The 15693-nt window shown below is 67.9% G+C and carries 13 protein-coding genes; 3 read left to right on the plus strand and 10 right to left on the minus strand.

The genetic code is table 11. The features are described from left to right. Nucleotides 1-34: 34 nt before the first annotated feature. Nucleotides 35-928 carry an efflux RND transporter periplasmic adaptor subunit gene (locus ACFOJE_RS07605; protein WP_377813705.1) on the plus strand — a complete coding sequence of 298 codons (894 nt, stop codon included), beginning with the start codon at nt 35-37 and terminating at the stop codon, nt 926-928. A gap of 126 nt (nt 929-1054) precedes the next feature. Then, nucleotides 1055-1552, plus strand: a complete 498-nt coding sequence (locus ACFOJE_RS07610; RefSeq protein WP_377813706.1) for a nucleoside 2-deoxyribosyltransferase — start codon at nt 1055-1057, stop codon at nt 1550-1552. Between the two features lie 21 nt (nt 1553-1573). Here the strand turns inward: ACFOJE_RS07610 and ACFOJE_RS07615 are convergent, their stop codons facing one another. Both ACFOJE_RS07615 and ACFOJE_RS07620 read right to left on the minus strand, forming a co-directional pair. Further along, nucleotides 1574-2611, minus strand: a complete 1038-nt coding sequence (locus ACFOJE_RS07615; protein WP_377813707.1) for an AraC family transcriptional regulator — start codon at nt 2609-2611, stop codon at nt 1574-1576. A gap of 124 nt (nt 2612-2735) precedes the next feature. Beyond that, entirely contained in the window at nt 2736-3263 is a 528-nt protein-coding gene (locus tag ACFOJE_RS07620) for a phasin family protein (RefSeq protein WP_377813708.1), read from the minus strand. A gap of 256 nt (nt 3264-3519) precedes the next feature. Between ACFOJE_RS07620 and ACFOJE_RS07625 the strand changes: the two genes are divergently transcribed. Next, nucleotides 3520-6537, plus strand: a complete 3018-nt coding sequence (locus ACFOJE_RS07625) for a DUF3141 domain-containing protein (RefSeq protein ID WP_377813709.1) — start codon at nt 3520-3522, stop codon at nt 6535-6537. Between the two features lie 54 nt (nt 6538-6591). Here ACFOJE_RS07625 and moaA read toward each other — a convergent pair whose 3' ends face one another. The 8 genes from moaA to ACFOJE_RS07665 form a co-directional block, all read right to left on the minus strand. Beyond that, nucleotides 6592-7584 (minus strand): GTP 3',8-cyclase MoaA, encoded by a 993-nt coding sequence (gene moaA, locus ACFOJE_RS07630; RefSeq protein ID WP_377813710.1) that lies wholly within the window; start codon nt 7582-7584, stop codon nt 6592-6594. A 20-nt stretch (nt 7585-7604) separates the two neighbouring features. Beyond that, a complete protein-coding gene (gene fdhE / locus ACFOJE_RS07635; RefSeq protein ID WP_377813711.1) occupies nt 7605-8519 on the minus strand; it encodes a formate dehydrogenase accessory protein FdhE in 915 nt (304 codons plus the stop codon). Then, the gene (locus ACFOJE_RS07640; protein WP_377813712.1) at nt 8516-9166 is read right to left on the minus strand and encodes a formate dehydrogenase subunit gamma; all 651 of its coding nucleotides are present in this window, start codon (nt 9164-9166) and stop codon (nt 8516-8518) included. Before ACFOJE_RS07640 ends, fdhE begins: the two co-directional genes overlap by 4 nt. Further along, nucleotides 9163-10062, minus strand: coding sequence for a formate dehydrogenase subunit beta (fdxH, locus tag ACFOJE_RS07645; RefSeq protein ID WP_377813886.1), 900 nt, complete (start codon nt 10060-10062; stop codon nt 9163-9165). The genes ACFOJE_RS07640 and fdxH overlap by 4 nt, the downstream gene beginning before the upstream one ends. Before the next feature lie 18 nt (nt 10063-10080). Next, nucleotides 10081-13131 (minus strand): formate dehydrogenase-N subunit alpha, encoded by a 3051-nt coding sequence (gene fdnG / locus ACFOJE_RS07650; protein ID WP_377813713.1) that lies wholly within the window; start codon nt 13129-13131, stop codon nt 10081-10083. A gap of 91 nt (nt 13132-13222) precedes the next feature. Beyond that, complete coding sequence (fdhD, locus tag ACFOJE_RS07655; protein ID WP_377813714.1) at nt 13223-13957, minus strand: formate dehydrogenase accessory sulfurtransferase FdhD; 735 nt, start codon at nt 13955-13957, stop codon at nt 13223-13225. Between the two features lie 313 nt (nt 13958-14270). Continuing rightward, the gene (locus ACFOJE_RS07660) at nt 14271-15161 is read right to left on the minus strand and encodes a LysR substrate-binding domain-containing protein (protein WP_377813715.1); all 891 of its coding nucleotides are present in this window, start codon (nt 15159-15161) and stop codon (nt 14271-14273) included. Between the two features lie 118 nt (nt 15162-15279). Continuing rightward, nucleotides 15280-15639, minus strand: a complete 360-nt coding sequence (locus tag ACFOJE_RS07665; RefSeq protein ID WP_377813716.1) for a hypothetical protein — start codon at nt 15637-15639, stop codon at nt 15280-15282. Nucleotides 15640-15693: the final 54 nt, after the last annotated feature.

The raw sequence follows: 15693 nt of genomic DNA on the forward strand, positions 1-15693 counted from the left end.
CCGCCAAACTGCCCCCTGTTCAGAGAGCCTTGCAATGCCTTGGAAACGTATCATCAGCATCGTCTTTACCCTGCTGGTCTTCGCTGCTGCTGTACTGCTGGTCACCACCCTCTGGCGGCACTACATGGACGAACCATGGACTCGTGACGGTCGGGTGCGGGCCGAGGTGATCAACATCGCCCCGGACGTCGCCGGCCTGGTGGACGAGATCGGAGTGAAGGACAACCAGTACGTCAAGAAGGGCGACGTGCTGCTGCGCATCGACCCCGAGCACTACCACCATGCCATGGCCGAAGCGGAAGCCCTGGTCGCCGCGCGCAAGGCCGAACTGCAGATCCGCCAGGACGACGCCAAGCGGCGCCTCGACATGGACTCCCTGGTGGTGTCCCAAGAAGACCGCATCAACGCCAATCACCGCGTGACCGCCGCCATGGCCGCCCTCCACGAGGCCGAAGCGATGCTGGCCACCGCCAAGCTGAATCTGGAGCGGACCGAGGTGCGGGCGCCGGTGGATGGCTACATCACCAACCTGAACGTGTTCAAGGGCGACTTCGCCCAGCGCGGCGAGCCGGTCATGGCGCTGATCGACGAGCACTCCTACTACATCTATGCCTATGTGGAGGAAACCCGCCTGCCGCTGATCCGCGTCGGCGACCGTGCCGACCTGCGCCTGATGAGCGGCGAGCGCATGGTCGGCCACGTGGAAAGCATCGCCCGCGGCATCTTCGACCGCGACAACCCGGAGAGCAAGGAACTGACCGCCGACGTCAACCCGACCTTCAACTGGGTGCGTCTGGCCCGGCGGATCCCGGTGCGCATCCACATCGACGAGGTGCCGAAGGAAGTGCTGCTGTCCGCCGGCCTGACCTGCACGGTGATCATCACCCCCGCCGAGGATCGCCCGCGTCCGACCCCGGACCGCTGGTAAGCGTGCACTCCCCCTCCTGCCGGCCTTCCGATGGCCGACAGGAGCCCGATCCTCCCTTGCAGCCCGCCGCCATCGACGCCACCATCGGCCTTGACGCGGACATCGCGTGAGAAAGCGAGTGCACCCATGAAGAAGGTCTACCTGGCAGGCCCGGACGTCTTCCATCCGCAGGCGCAGGAAAGGGGGCTTTACCTGCGTCGGCTCTGCCTGGAGCACGACCTGGAAGGACTCTACCCGCTGGACAACCAGTTGCCGCGAGGACTGACCGGCACGGCGGCGGCGCGCTGGATCAGCGCGGCCAACATGGCCATGCTGCGCAGCGCCGATGCCGTACTGGCCAATCTCGAACCCTTCCGCGGCCTGGAGCCGGACTCCGGCACGGTGTTCGAGGTGGGCATGGCCGTCGCCCTGGGCAAACCGGTCTGGTGCCATTTCCCATCGGCCGGCGATCTGCGCGCCCAGGTGCGGCACGACGCCGACGGTCGCGACGCCGACGGATTTCTCGTGGAAGACTTCGCCCTGCCGCGCAATCTGATGCTCGCCTGCACGTGGGCAGGACACAGCGCCAATGCGGAAGAAGCGATCGCCGCACTCGGCGTCTACCTTCGCACCCGTACGCTCTGACCCGGCTTGGCGCCTGGCGCCTCAGGCCAGCGCCTGGGCGGCTTGGCGCGTCGGCCGACTCTTCCGGGCGGCGAGCTCGCGGTACTGTCCCGGCGTCATGCCGAACCACTGGGTACAGGCCCGGTAGAAGCTGCTGTGCTCGCAGAAGCCGAGCAGGTAAGCCACCTCCTGCAGGCTGTGCCCGGAGTGACGCAGATAGAGGCGCGCCTGCTGCCGGCGCACGTCGTTGAGCAGCTCCTTGAACTGGGTGCCCTCCCGGTCCAGGGCCCGCTGCAGGGTGCGCTTGCTGACGCACATCCGCTGGGCGATATCCTCCAGGCGCGGAGCGCCCTCGGCCAGGCTCTCGAGAATCAGCTCGCGAACCCGGATGACCCAGGAGGAATCGCCCAGCGCCGCCAGACGCGCCCTGGCCAGGTCCTCGTGCAGGCGCTCGAGCGTCGGATTGGCGGTCCGCAGGGGCTGCTCGAGCTCGTCCCGCTCGAACAGCAGGGCATTGGTCGGAGCGCCGAAGCGCAGCCCCTGGCCGAACAGTCGGCGGTATCTGCCGGCGTCTTCCGGCTCCTCGTGCATCCTTTCGAGCCGCAGCACCCGCGGCTGCCGCCCCAGCAGCAGGCCGCAGAAACCGAGCAGCGCGGCCAGCCCGGCATCCCAGATCTGCCGCGGGACGGTCTCGGCCTGGCGCAGACGGCAGGACAGACGATAGACATCGCCCTCACGGCTCAGGCTGGCGCAGACTCCGGTGTCCAGCAGCGAGGAGAAATGCACCAGATGCTCCAGCGCATCCTTCAGGGTCGGGCTGGACATCATCACGTAGCCCACCTCGCCGAAGACCCCCAGGTCCACCGTCTCGAACGCCCGAAGTCCGAAATCCGGATCGGCGAAGCGTTCCGTCGCCAGTTCGTAGAGCCGGTAGACGGCGCTGCTCGGCAAGCGCGCCCCCGGCTCGTCCAGCAACGCCAGGTCCAGGCCGGCCTCCGCGCCCAGGGTCTTCCCGTCCAGCCCCGCCAAGGTCAGCGTATCCACCATGAACCGGGCCACCGGCGCCGCAATCGAATACATAGCTATCCCCAGTCAAGCATCCAACCAGAGAGCCTCGGGAGACTCCCCGCCCATTACAGGATAACCATCCCGTCGCCTCATTGACCTCCGCCAATTTCTGGACGAATTCCACCGGCGGCGCGGCTCAGGCCTCGGCCGACGTCGACCGCTTGGCGATGGTCTCTTCCCCGGCGCCGGCCGGCGCCGGTTCGACGGAAGGCATGCTGGCACCGAGATCGACCGCCCGCTCCGCCAGGTTCGTCGCGATGTCGCAGCAGTCGTCCAGAGCGCCCAGCAGGTTGGTCAGGGAGCGCACCACCGGCGCGGCGTCAGACGGCGCATTCCTGGCCACCTCCGCGACCATCCCGCGCATCTGCCGGCGGCCGGCGTCCAGCTGCTCGGCCCAGAGATCGAGCAGCACGCCTCGGGAGGAGGCCAGCAGGCCCCAGAGCCGCCGGTTATGGTCCGTCAGGCTGCGCCACTCGAGCGCCGGATCGGCGACCTGCCCCGGCAGCCGGCGGCCGAGGCAGGCGAAGGCCTGATCGCTGGCCGTGCGCAGGGCGCCGAACTGCAGGCGGAGCAGCCGCTCGCTTGCGTCGGCGCATCTGGCGCTCAGGTCGTGCAGCTCGTCCAGATTGCTATGCTGGGTATCTTGGGAGTCGTTGTAGGACATATCCGAATCTCCGGGAAGGTGGCCGCCGATGGGCCGCGTACGTCTCGAGCACGGTTGCCGGCGGGCGAATGCCCTGGCAGGTTCCTATCATCGCCCCACGCAACAAGTTTTGCGATGCAAAAGAAAAGATTTGTTCCTCTCGGGCCCATCCGTTATAAAAAACACTCGCCATTTGCCGGCTCCCTTACCCCACGATATGGCGCAGTAACGGTGGGAACCGCGTTGATTGGCCTATTCCAATACGACGAGGGTCATCATGAGCCAGGAGATTTTTTTTGCGCAGCAGCAAGCCAGCGTCACTTCCTTCAACAATCTGATCCGCCATCTCGGCGGGTTGCAGAAGCTGCAGACGCAGAACCTGCTGAGCAGCCTGCAGCAGCGCAATGACGAGTCCCTCGAGGCGCTGCGCGCGAGCCGGCTGCGCCTGCCCGATGCCAACGACTGGCGCGAATACCTGATCGACGCCGGCCAGCGCAGCCTGCTGTTCTGGGACGCCCTGCGCCAGCGCGGCGACAACACCCTGGCCTACGAGCGGGCCGGCTTCCCCTTCCTGCTGCATTTCGACTACGAGGTCCTGCTCGACGGCAGCACCCTGTCCGCTCCGGTGAACTATTCCCTGCTGCGGATCATCCCCGAGCCGGGACAGACGACCAACGAAAGCCTGCCGCCGGTGATCGTCATCGACCCGCGCGGCGGGCACGGCGCCGGCATCGGCGGCTTCAAGGAAGACTCGGAGATCGGCGAGAGCCTGCGCGCCGGCCATCCCACCTACTTCATCGGCTTCAGCCACTGGCCGCAGCCGGAGCAGACCCTGGTCGACGTCGCCGCCGCCCAGGCCAAATTCATCGAGACCGTCATAGCCCGCCACCCGAAGGCCGGCAAGCCGGTGGTGATCGGCAACTGCCAGGCCGGCTGGGCGCTCATGAGCCTGGCGGCGGTACGGCCGGAGCTGCCCGGGCTGGTGATCATCGCCGGTGCCCCGCTGTCCTACTGGGCCGGAGTCGACGGCCGCAACCCGATGCGCTATTCCGGCGGCCTGCTCGGCGGCGCCTGGATGACCCGCCTGGGCAGCGACCTCGGCAACGGCCGTTTCGACGGCGCCTGGCTGGTCAGCAACTTCGAGAACCTGAACCCGGCCAACACCTACTGGACCAAGTACTACAACCTGTTCGCCAAGGTCGATAGCGAAACGCCACGCTTCCTCGACTTCGAGCGCTGGTGGAGCAGCCCCGTCCTGTTCAACAGCGAGGAAATCGAGGCCATCGTCGACGACCTGTTCATCGGCAACAGCCTGACCGGCGTCAACCGGCGCAAGGGCGGCCAGGTCGATCTGCGCAAGATCGAAGCGCCGGTCGTGGTGTTCTGCTCCTATGGCGACAACATCACCCCGCCGCAGCAGGCCCTCGACTGGATCGTCGATCTCTACCCGACCGATCTGGCCCTGCACTCCTCCGGGCGCACCATCGTCTACCTCGAACATGCCAGCATCGGCCATCTGGGCATCTTCGTCTCCGGCAAGGTGGCGCGCCGCGAATACCACAACCTGATCGGCGTGATCGACGCGATCCAGGCCCTGCCCCCCGGCCTGTTCGAGCTGATCATCGACGACGTGCCGCGGGCCGGCGAGGGCGCCGAGGCCTACGAGGTGCACTTCGAGTCGCGCAGCATCGCCGACATCATGCGCGAGGACGACGGCCGCGAGGAAGAAGTCGAGTTCGCCATCACCGACCGCGTCTCGGACGTCAACAGCACCCTCTACGACCTGACGGTCCGTCCCTGGCTGAGCCGGCTGATCGACGAACCAGCCGCCGAACTCATGCGCCAGACGAATCCCTTCCGCATGCAGCGGGTCGCCTGGAGCAGCCTGAACCCGGCGCTCTGGTGGCTGCCCGGGACGGCCGAGCTGGCCCGGCGCAGTCGCCAGCCGGCACGGACCGACAATCCCCTGCTGGCCTGGCAGAACCTGTTCGCCAGCAGCATCGAGCACGCCTGGGACACCTACCGGGACATTCGCGACGCCAGTCAGGAATGGGCCTTCCACAGCATCTTCGGCTGGATGGGCGCGCTCCTCTCCGGCCAGCTCCCGCACACGGCCCGCAAGGCCAACCGGCAGGACCCGGAACTGCTGGAGCGGCTGCACGAATGCCTGCCCCAGGGCGGTCCGCTGGAAGCCTCCCTGCGCATCCTGCTGCTGCTCGCCAACGCCAGCGGCAGCCTCGACAAGGAGCTGCTGGAGGGTATCGTCAAGGACTACCGCCGGCGCCTCAGCCAGGAGCCGGGCACCCCCGACATCGCCACCCTGCGCAAGGTCGCGCGCCAGCAGAGCCTGCTGGTGTTCGCCTATCCCGAGGAAAGCCTGCGGACCCTGGCGCACCTGCTACCCGATGGCGCCTCGCGCCAGCGGGTTCTCGCCCAGATCATCCCCGTCGTCCCCGAATGGCATCGCAGCGACGGCCAGTTGGGCAAGGTCTGGCGCGAGCTCTACCAGGCGCTCGGGCTGCCGCTGCCGGCATTCGCCCAGCCGCTCCCGGCAGCCAACGATGCGGCGATGGCGATCGAGGAAGAAAAAGCCAGCGCCACCGAACCTGAAGCGCCGGCACAACCTGAGGCGAAGGCCGCCGCCGAGCCCGAAGCGCCGACTCAGCCGGAAGCCAAGGCCGTCGCCGAACCCGAAGCCCCAGCACAGCCGGAAGCCAAGGCTGCCGCCGAACCCAAAGCACCGGCTCAACCGGAAGCCAAGGCCGCCGTCGAACCCGAGGCACCGACTCAGCCGGAAGCCAAGGCCGCCGTCGAACCCGAGGCACCGACTCAGCCGGAAGCCAAGGTCGCTGCCGAGCCCGAAGCACCAACTCAGCCGGAGGCGCAGACCGTCGCCGCACCCGAGGCGCCAGCACAGCCGGAAACCAAGGCCGCTGCCCCCGAAGCCCCGACTCAACTGGAACTGGCAGCGCCCGCCCAGCCCGAGACCAAGTCGCAGACGGAGCCCGCCCCTGCGCAACCCGCCGTGAAAGCGGCGGCCGAGACCGCCGCCGTCACCCAGCCCGAGATGCAGGTGGTGGCCGAGCCCCAGGTTGAAAGCCGGGCCGAGCCGGCCGCCCCCGAAGCGACCGCCCAGGCGGCAGCGGCGACGCCGGCGAGCCCGAAGAAACCCGCCAAGCCGCGAGTACGGGTCAGGGCCAAGGCCGAACCATCGGCAACCCAGAGCACGGCCGCGCCGGCCAAGCCGCGCGCACCACGCAAGCCCCGCAAACCCGCGCCGGACAAGCCGGAGTAAGAGGATGCCTCCCGTCCCAACAAGGACGGGAGCCCCCGAGAATCGCCAGCGGCCTCAGCCGCCGCTGGCATTCATGAAGCGCAGCACCTGCACCTCGCCGTGCAGGGCGAATTCGTGGCGCTGCGGCTTGCGCAGCAGGGCCTTGCCGATCGCCTCCAGCACCGGCCCGCCCTCGATCGGATGGCGGCGCAGCAGGCCGCGCAGGTCCAACGAGTGCTCATGGCCCAGGCACAGCAACAGGCGCCCTTCGGCGGTCAGGCGCACCCGGTTGCAGGTGGCGCAGAAGTTGTGGCTGTGCGGCGAGATGAAGCCGATGCGGGTCTGCCCGTGGTCGCGCAGGCGCACGTAACGGGCCGGCCCGCCGCTCTGCTCGGCCGAGTCGAGCAGGGCGTAGCCGCGCTCGATCAGCGCCCGCACCTCGTCGCTGGAGCAGAACGCCTCGTCGCGGGAACGGCCGACCTCGCCCAGCGGCATCTCCTCGATGAAGCTGATGTCCAGGCCACGCTCGACGGCGAAACCGACCAGATCGAGCACCTCGTCGGCGTTGCGGCCCTTCATCACCACGGTGTTGAGCTTGATCCGCTCGAAGCCCGCCTGCTGCGCCGCCTCGATGCCGGCCAGCACCTGGGCGAGCTCTCCGGTGCGGGTGATGGCGCGGAAACGCGCCGGGTCCAGGCTGTCCAGGCTGACGTTCAGCCGCTTCACCCCGGCCTCGGCCAGCGGCCGTGCCAGCCGCTCCAGCTGCGAGCCGTTGCTGGTCAGCACCAGCTCGCGCAGGCCGGGCAGCGCGGCGATGCGCCGGCACAGGCCGACGATGCCCTGGCGCACCAGCGGCTCGCCGCCGGTCAGGCGGATCTTCCTCACGCCCTGGCCGACGAACAGCGCGGCCAGGCGATAGAGCTCCTCCAAGGTCAGCACCTGCTGGCGCGGCAGGAAGGTCATCTGCTCGGCCATGCAGTAGACGCAGCGGAAATCGCAGCGGTCGGTCACCGACATCCGCAGGTAATCGATGGTGCGGCCGAAGCCGTCTTGCAGTGCACTGGCCATGAAGATTCTCGTCGAAGGCCTCAGCCGGGCAGCAGGAAGGGATTCACGCCGCTGCGGGCAAAGCCCTCGCGCTCCACCTCCGCATCCAGGGCCAACGAAGCCAGGTCGTCGGCGATCGCCTCCAGCTGCGCATCGCGCCCCAGGTAGAGGATCTTGAGGTAGCTGTGGCAGTCGCCGCAGCTTTCCGCCTTGATCGCCGCCCGCTCGCTGTCCAGCGACCAGTAATCCAGCTGGCCGGTCTGCTCGCAGTTGCTGCACTTGACCCGCACCAGATGCCAGCGGCTTTCGCACAGACTGCAGTGCAGGTAGCGCAGGCCGCCCTGGGCGTCGCCGAGAACCACGCTGGCCGCCGGCGCGCTGGCGCACACCGGGCAGAACTGGCGCTGCTCGCCGAGGCCGGCCTTGCCGCTGGCCGGCAGATGCGCCGCCAATTGCGTCCAGTACAGCGACAGCGCCGCCCAGAGGAACAGCGCGCGGCCGCTGCCGACCCGGGCGTAGTCGCCGGCCAGCAGGGCATCGGCGAGTATCTCCAGGCGGGAAGCATCGGTGCCGCGCAGATCCGCCAGGGTGCCCTGGACCAGCGGCGTCGAGCCTTCCAGCAGTTGTTCGAGCAAGCCCTGCAGCAGCTGTCGCCAGTAGGGATCGCGCGGCAGGTCGGTGCAGGCCAGAGGCGGCTGGTCGCCGCCCAGGCGCCCGGCCAGGCCGGCGGCCAGCATCAAGGGCAGCGGCCGGGTATCGAGCAGGTGCTGCTGGGCCTCGGCCACCCGGGCAGCGAAGTCCAGGTAGTCGGCCATGGCATGGCCGTCGGCCAACTGGCGCAGGCGCTCGGCGCGCCGTCGGTAGAGGCCGTCCAGTTTCGGCAGCAGCAGCGGCTCGATCCGGTCGACACCGCCGCCGGGCGTTTCCAGCGAGGTCAGCTTGATGCTGTTGCTCATTTGCTGCCACCGTCTCTGGTCGGCTTGCTGGCGATCTGGCGATACCAGCGCTCGTGGTGGGATCTGGCCCAGGCCCTGGACACGTAGCCGGTGACCATGCCGCCGATCGAGCCCTTGACCCAGAAGCCCATGTAGGCGTGACCGATGATCAGCAGGATCAGGCAGATGCCGGCCAGCGAGTGCAACAGCATGCCCAGGCGCAGGACAGGGATCGGGAAGTACTCGGCGAAGTAGGCGCGCCAGATGGCGAGGCCGCTGATCAGCAGCAGCGTGATCAGCCCCATGATGCCCCAGAACAGCACCTTCTGCCCGGCGTTGTACTTGCCGACCTTCAGCGCCTTGTTGTGGCGGCCCAGCAGCACGTCCTTGACGTTGGCGAACCAGCTCAGGTCGTCGCGGTCCGGAATGTTGTACCTGACCAGGCGCACGAACAGGAACATCAGCGCCAGGAACACCGCTATGCCGAGAAACGGGTGGAGGATTCTCGCCAGTTGCGGCCCGCCCAGCACGCCGTTGAGCCAGTTCAGCGAGGGGAAGACCCAGGACAGCCCCGACAGCGCCGCCAGGAAGAAGCAGATCACCATGAACCAGTGACAGATGCGCTCGGAAAAGTGGGTGCGCAGGATCATTTCTTTCTTGCCGCTCATGCCCGTTCCTCCAGCTCTTTCTCGTGGTCGTCGGCGTCTTCGTCGGCGGTCAGCGGCCCCACTCCCACGTAGTGGAAGAGGGTCCCGGCCAGGGTGGCCAGGAAGGCCGCCGCGGCCACCGGCTTCATCCAGCCCTTCCAGCCGCGCACCGCCGCGCTGATGCGCGGGTCCTTCGGCAGCTTGTGGTACAGCTCGGGCTTGTCGGCGTGCTGCAGCACGTACATCACATGGGTGCCGCCGACGCCCTGCGGGTCGTAGAGGCCGGCGCCGGCGAAGCCGCGGCCCTTGAGTTCTTCGACGCGCTCGCCGGCGTAGTGCAGCATGTCTTCCTTGCTGCCGAAGCGGATGGCGCCGGTCGGGCAGGTCTTGGCGCAGGCCGGCTCCTGGCCCACCGCGACGCGGTCCGAACAGAGCGTGCACTTGTAGGCCTTGTTGTCCTTCTTCGAAATCCGCGGCACGTCGAACGGGCAGCCGGCCACGCAGTAGCCGCAACCGATGCAGTGCTCGGACTGGAAGTCGACGATGCCGTTGGCGTACTGCACGATCGCGCCCGGCTGCGGGCAGGCCTTGAGGCAGCCCGGGTCGGCGCAGTGCATGCAGCCGTCCTTGCGGATCAGCCATTCCAGCCTGCCGGTTTCGTCGTTCTCGTACTCGTCGAAGCGCATCAGCGTCCAGGTGTCCGGCGACAGATCGCGCGGGTTGTCGTAGACGCCGTGGTTCTCGCCGACCTCGTCACGGATGTCGTTCCACTCGGAGCAGGCCACCTGGCAGGCCTTGCAGCCGATGCAGGTGGTCACGTCGATCAGCTTGGCCACTTCCGCCTTCTTGTCGCGGGCGTGGGGCGGCGGCGTCAGCGAGCTGGTGGCGGAGCGCTTGATGATGTCTTGGGATTGCATGGACATGGGGTCGCTCCGTCACACCTTTTCAACGTTCACGAGGAAGGCCTTGTATTCCGGCGTCTGGCTGTTGGCGTCGCCCACCCCCGGGGTCAGGGTATTGGCCAGGAAGCCCTTGCGCGTGGTGCCCTCGAAGCCCCAGTGACAGGGAATGCCGACCTGCTGGATTTCCTGACCGTCCACCTGGAGAGCCTTGATGCGCTTGGTGACCACCGCCTTGGCCTTGATGTAGCCGCGCTTGGTGGTGACCTTGACGATGTCGCCGGCGCGGATGCCCTTCTCCGCCGCCAGCTTCTCGCCGATCTCGACGAACTGCTCGGGCTGGATGATGGCGTTCAGCCGCGAATGCTTGGTCCAGTGGCGGAACAGCTCGGTGATCGAGTAGGTGGTCGCCACGTAGGGGAACTCGTCCCGCGAGCCCATGCGCGCGCGATCGCGCTCGTAGAGACGCACGGTCGGGTTCTGGCTGACCTTCGGATGCAGCGGGTTGGCCGCCAGGGGGGACTCGATCGGCTCGTAATGCTCGGGGAACGGCCCCTCGTTGAGGGCGCCGGTTGAGAACAGCCGGCCCAGACCCTCGGGCAGCATGATGAAGGGCGCGGTGGCGCTGCCCGGCGGCACGCTGGCGCCGAAGTCGGCGACGTCGCAGCCGACCCAGCGGCTGCCGTTCCACTCGAGGATGCGCCGCGCCGGGTCCCAGGGCTGGCCCTGCGGGTCGGCCGAGGCCCGGTTGTAGAGGATGCGCCGGTTCTGCGGCCAGGCGAAGGCCCAGCCCGGGGTGCAGCCGAGGCCGGTGTCGGCGTTGTCGCGACGGGCCATCTGGTTGCCGGCCTCGGTCCAGGAGCCGGCGAACACCCAGCAGTAGCTGGATGTGCTGCCGTCGTCGCGCAGCAGGGAGAAGTCGCCGAGCAGTTCGCCCTTGCGCGCCACCAGCTTGCCGCCGTCGTCGTAGAGATCGGCCAGGGCGTAGCCGTTGGCGCGCTTGGCCACCTCCTCCGGCTCCGGATCGAGCGGCCGCCGGAAGTTCCAGTTGAGGTTGAGGATCGGCTCGGGGCAGACGCCGCCCTCGCGCTGGTACAGCTCGCGGACCTTCATGAACAGGTGGCCGATGATCTTGCCGTCGTGCCAGGCCTCTCCCGGCGGCTCGGCCCCGGCGTAGTGCCATTGCAGCCAGCGGCCGGAGTTGACGATGGCGCCGTTCTCCTCGGCGAAGCAGGAGGACGGCAGGCGGAAGACTTCCGTCCGGATCTTCGCGGGATCGACGTCGTTGGGCTCGCCGTGGTTCTGCCAGAAGGTGGAGGTTTCGGTGGCCAGCGGGTCGATCACCACCATCCACTTCAGCCTGGACAGGGCCTCGACGCCCTTGTTCTTGTCCGGCATGGCGGCGAGCGGGTTGAAGCCCTGGACGATGTAACCGTTGATCCTGCCCTCGGTCATCAGGTCCTGGACGGCGAGCATGTCGTACGGGCGGTCCCATTTCGGCAGCCAGTCGAAACCCCAGCCGTTCTCGCGGGTGGCCTTGTCGCCCCAGAGATCCTTCATCAGGCTGACGAAGAACTTCGGCGTGTTCTTGTAGTAGTTGATCTGCTCGGGCAGCAGCGCCTTGGGCGTGCTCTGCGCCAGATAGGTCGCGAGGTCCGTCTGCTGGTCGGTGGGCAGGTTCATGTAGCCCGGCAGGCGGGTCGAGAGCAGGCCCAAGTCGGTGTAGCCCTGGATGTTGGAATGGCCGCGCAGGGCATTGATGCCGCCGCCGCTCATGCCGATGTTGCCCAGGAGCAGCTGGATCATGGCGGCGCCGCGGATCATCTGCGCGCCGCTGGTGTGCTGGGTCCAGCCCAGGGCGTAGAGGAAGGTGGCGGTCCGGTCCGGTGCGCTGGTCTCGCCGAGGATGCGGCAGATTTCCAGGAAGTCGTCCTTGGGCGTGCCGCAGATCTGCGTGACCCTCTCGGGGGTGTAGCGGCTGACGTGCTGCTTCAGCAACTGGAACACGCAGCGCGGGTGCGTCAGGGACAGGTCGCGCTTGGCGAAACCGTCGCCGTCCAGCTCGTAGGTCCAGGAGCTCTTGTCGTACTTCCTGGCGGCCTCGTCGTAGCCGCTGAACAGACCCTCGTCGAAGCCGAAATCCTCACGCACGATCAGGCTGGCGTTGGTGTAGTGCCTGACGTACTCGTGCTGGATCTTGTCGTTGCTCAGCAGATAGTTGACCACCCCCATCAGGAAGGCCACGTCGGAGCCGGCGCGGATCGGCGAGTACAGGTCGGCCACCGCGGCGCTGCGGTTGAAGCGCGGGTCGACCACGATCAGCTTGGCGCCGTTGCGCACCTTGGCCTCGATCGCCCACTTGAAGCCGACCGGGTGGGCCTCGGCGGGGTTGCCGCCCATCACCAGCACCACGTTGGCGTTCTTGATGTCGACCCAGTTGTTGGTCATGGCGCCGCGGCCGAAGCTCGGCGCCAGGGCCGACACGGTCGGGCCGTGGCACAGGCGGGCCTGGCAGTCCAGACCGACGATCCCCAGGGCGCGGGCGAAATAGAAGTCGAGGATGCCGGTTTCGTTGGAGGCGGCGGAGGAGGCCAGCATGGCGGTGGACAGCCAGCGATTGACGGTCACGCCCTTCTCGTTCTTCTCGATGAAGTTGGCGTCGCGGTCGTCCTTGATCAGCCGGGCGATGCGCTCGATGGCCTCTTCCCAACTGATTCGCTGCCACTTGTCGGAACCCGGGGCGCGGTATTCCGGGTACTTCAGGCGCTGGTCGCTGTGAATGTAGTCGAGCAGTCCGGCGCCCTTGGGGCACAGCGAGCCGCGGCTGACCGGATGGTCCGGGTCGCCCTCGATGTGGAAGATGCTCGACTTGGCGTTCTTCGCCCCGTCGCCGAGGCTGTACATCAGAATCCCGCAGCCCACCGAGCAGTAGGTGCAATTGTTGCGGGTTTCCCTCGCGCGCAGCAGCTTGTACTGGCGCGGCTGGGTGGCGTTGGCGATGGCGGGAGCGAAACCGAGGGTTGCAGCGGTCGCACCGGCCGCTCCGACAGTACATAGCTTGAAGAACTGTCTTCTGCCGAGTTCCATGACTATCTCCTGAACAGGCGCATGACGGCATGCGCATAGGTACACCGATCCCCGGCTTCACGGCGGCCGGGAACGCTCCGCACGCGTGGATTCATGCTTCGGCGGGGGCTGGGCTGTAGACCCGGGGCGGGCTGTGATGGGGCAAATGGATCAGATTGAGGCGGTGCCGGCGCGCCCAGTCCACGGTGAGCGAAGTGGGAGCCGACAGGCTGACCAGCGTGCCGATGCCGGCGCGCACCGCCTTGTGCAGCAGCTCCAGCCCGCAGCGGCTGGTGACCGCGGCGAAGCCGCGGCTGCCGTCCAGGCCTTCGCCCAGCAGCGCGCCGATCAGCTTGTCCAGTGCGTTGTGCCGGCCGATGTCCTCGCGGCACAGGCGGATCGTGCCGGTTTCGTCGACGAATACCGCGGCATGCAGGGCACCGCTGTGGCGCGCCAGGCGCTGAGCCTGGGCGATGCGTTCGCGCAGTTGGTACAGGTGAGCCGCCGGCGGCAGCGGGACGGGTTCGAGCACCGCCAGTTGCGGCAGGGCCTGCTCCAGGGCGGCGACGCCGCAGACCCCGCAGCCGCTGGAGCCGGCCAGTTGGCGGCGTTCCTCCTTGAGCCGCCAGAAGGCGCGACTGGCGATCTGCACCTCGGCCTGCCAGGCATCGCCGGCCTGGATGAGCCGGAGATCGTAGACATCATCGATCCCGTCGATGATGCCGGCACTCAGGCTGAAACCGACTGCGAAGTCTTCCAGCGCCTCGGGCGAGACCATCATCACCGCATGGCCGATACCGTTGTAGCTGATGGCCAGCGCACATTCGGCGGCCAGCGCGGTTTCCACGGCCGGCCCGGCAACGGCGAGCTCGCGGTACCGGTAGTCGCAGGTGGCGGCGCTGCGCTCCGCCCCATCGTGACCCGGTCCCTCGTGGCCCGGTCGAGCGTGCCCCGGTCTGTCGCGACCCGGTCTCTCGTGACCCGATCGAGCGGGGTCCTCATGGGGGCTGAAGCGATGGGACATGAGCGGAACACTCACTGCGACGGTTCGACGCTGAAAAGTGTAGGCCGATGAAAGCGAAGCGACTAATCGATAGTGGCAATTCTGCAATCGATGCCATCTATCAAACGCCTTGAACCGCGTCCCCTGTAGGCATCGGTCAATCCTGCAGCCGGCAGAAGTCCTGCGCCGCACTGAAACAGGCCTCGGCCAAGGCCGAGCGCGGCGCGCTGCGGCGCACGATCAAACCCAGCGGCCCCAGGGTACGGGCCTCGCCGATGGGGACCATCGCCAGATGCTCGGTCAGCCGCTCGAAACCGCTTTCAAATGGCACTATGCCACAGCACAGGCCGGCGCTGACGGCCTGCAGCAGGATATGCACGGCGTCCGTCTCCAGGCGCGGCTGCGGCGCCAGACCGCGGCTGCGAAAGCCGTGGTCGATGGACTGGCGGAAGTGCATGCCGGTCGACAGCAGCCCCAGGGGCAGCTCGACCAGGGTCTCCCAGCCCAGCACCGGCTGCTCGAAGCGGAAGTGGCGCCGGTCGTGCAACAGTCCCATGCGGGTCGGCGCCAGCAGGTGCACGTCGAAGCGCTCGCGGTCGAGCCGCTCCAGATAGGAGAGGCCTAGGTCGAGCTGGTTGCGCCCGAGCTGCTCGACAATCTGGTCGCTGCTGAGGACGGTGAGCTGGAAGCGCAGCTGGGGATGCTGCTCGGAGAACAGCCTGACCAGTTGCAGGGGGTCGAAACCGGCCAGGGGCACCACGCCGAAGCGCAGGGTGCCCACCAGTTGACCGCGACAGGCGGCAGCCTCGGCGTAGAGGCCGTCCTCGGCCGCCAGCAGGCTGCGGGCCCAGGCCAGGACGCGCAGACCGGCCTCGCTGAAGCCCTCGAAGCGCTGGCTACGGCGGATCAGCTCCAGCCCCAGCTCCTCCTCCAGATCGCGGATGCGCATCGACAGGGTCGGCTGGGTCACATGGCAGAGCGCCGCCGCCTGGCCGAAGTGCCGGGTCTGCTCGAGGGCGACGAGGAATTTCAACTGCTTGATATCCAAGGGAACGGCCTATGCAACGCGGAACGGACCGCCAGCTTGCCGGCAATCACCCCGGGAGAAAAGCGCGTGGGTCATTGCCAAACCCCGACGGCGTCCCTGCCGCCGGCGCGCCTTCAGCTCACTCCATGTCCTCCGGAACCGGAGCCCGACGGTAGGTTCCGGTGCTGCCCGAAGGCGTGCCTGGCGCGCCGCGCCCGGACTCCTCCTCCTCGTCGTCGTAGGGCGCCTGCTCGTCCTGGTCCATGCCGGGCTCGACCTGCGGCTCGTCGGAATCGTCGAAGGTCTGCGGCCGGGTCTCGCGCGTATCGGGGGAGGCCTCCCGACGCGGCATCTGGCCCTTGCTGTCGGAGCTCGGGTGTCGCGGGGACCGGTCCGTCTGCGTACTCGACGATCCGCTCGTCGCGGAACCGCCGCTCTCGGCGAAAGCCGGCAGGATCAGCAGGGCTGACACCAGCATGGCGGGATAGAGCAGTTTCATCGAAAGGCCCTCCATAGGGATTAGACTGAGGCCCATGGTTCGGCAGCCCGCTGC

This window comes from Azotobacter bryophylli (assembly GCF_042643485.1).
GTDB lineage: Bacteria > Pseudomonadota > Gammaproteobacteria > Pseudomonadales > Pseudomonadaceae > Azotobacter > Azotobacter bryophylli.

Excerpts from the sequence above, each read along its gene's own strand:
- ACFOJE_RS07605 (WP_377813705.1), top strand. The coding sequence starts at position 35 with ATGCCTTGGAAACGTATCATCAGCATCGTCTTTACCCTGCTGGTCTTC.
- ACFOJE_RS07610 (WP_377813706.1), top strand. The coding sequence starts at position 1,055 with ATGAAGAAGGTCTACCTGGCAGGCCCGGACGTCTTCCATCCGCAGGCG.
- ACFOJE_RS07615 (WP_377813707.1), bottom strand. The coding sequence starts at position 2,611 with ATGTATTCGATTGCGGCGCCGGTGGCCCGGTTCATGGTGGATACGCTG.
- ACFOJE_RS07620 (WP_377813708.1), bottom strand. The coding sequence starts at position 3,263 with ATGTCCTACAACGACTCCCAAGATACCCAGCATAGCAATCTGGACGAG.
- ACFOJE_RS07625 (WP_377813709.1), top strand. The coding sequence starts at position 3,520 with ATGAGCCAGGAGATTTTTTTTGCGCAGCAGCAAGCCAGCGTCACTTCC.
- moaA (WP_377813710.1), bottom strand. The coding sequence starts at position 7,584 with ATGGCCAGTGCACTGCAAGACGGCTTCGGCCGCACCATCGATTACCTG.
- fdhE (WP_377813711.1), bottom strand. The coding sequence starts at position 8,519 with ATGAGCAACAGCATCAAGCTGACCTCGCTGGAAACGCCCGGCGGCGGT.
- ACFOJE_RS07640 (WP_377813712.1), bottom strand. The coding sequence starts at position 9,166 with ATGAGCGGCAAGAAAGAAATGATCCTGCGCACCCACTTTTCCGAGCGC.
- fdxH (WP_377813886.1), bottom strand. The coding sequence starts at position 10,062 with ATGCAATCCCAAGACATCATCAAGCGCTCCGCCACCAGCTCGCTGACG.
- fdnG (WP_377813713.1), bottom strand. The coding sequence starts at position 13,131 with ATGGAACTCGGCAGAAGACAGTTCTTCAAGCTATGTACTGTCGGAGCG.
- ACFOJE_RS07665 (WP_377813716.1), bottom strand. The coding sequence starts at position 15,639 with ATGAAACTGCTCTATCCCGCCATGCTGGTGTCAGCCCTGCTGATCCTG.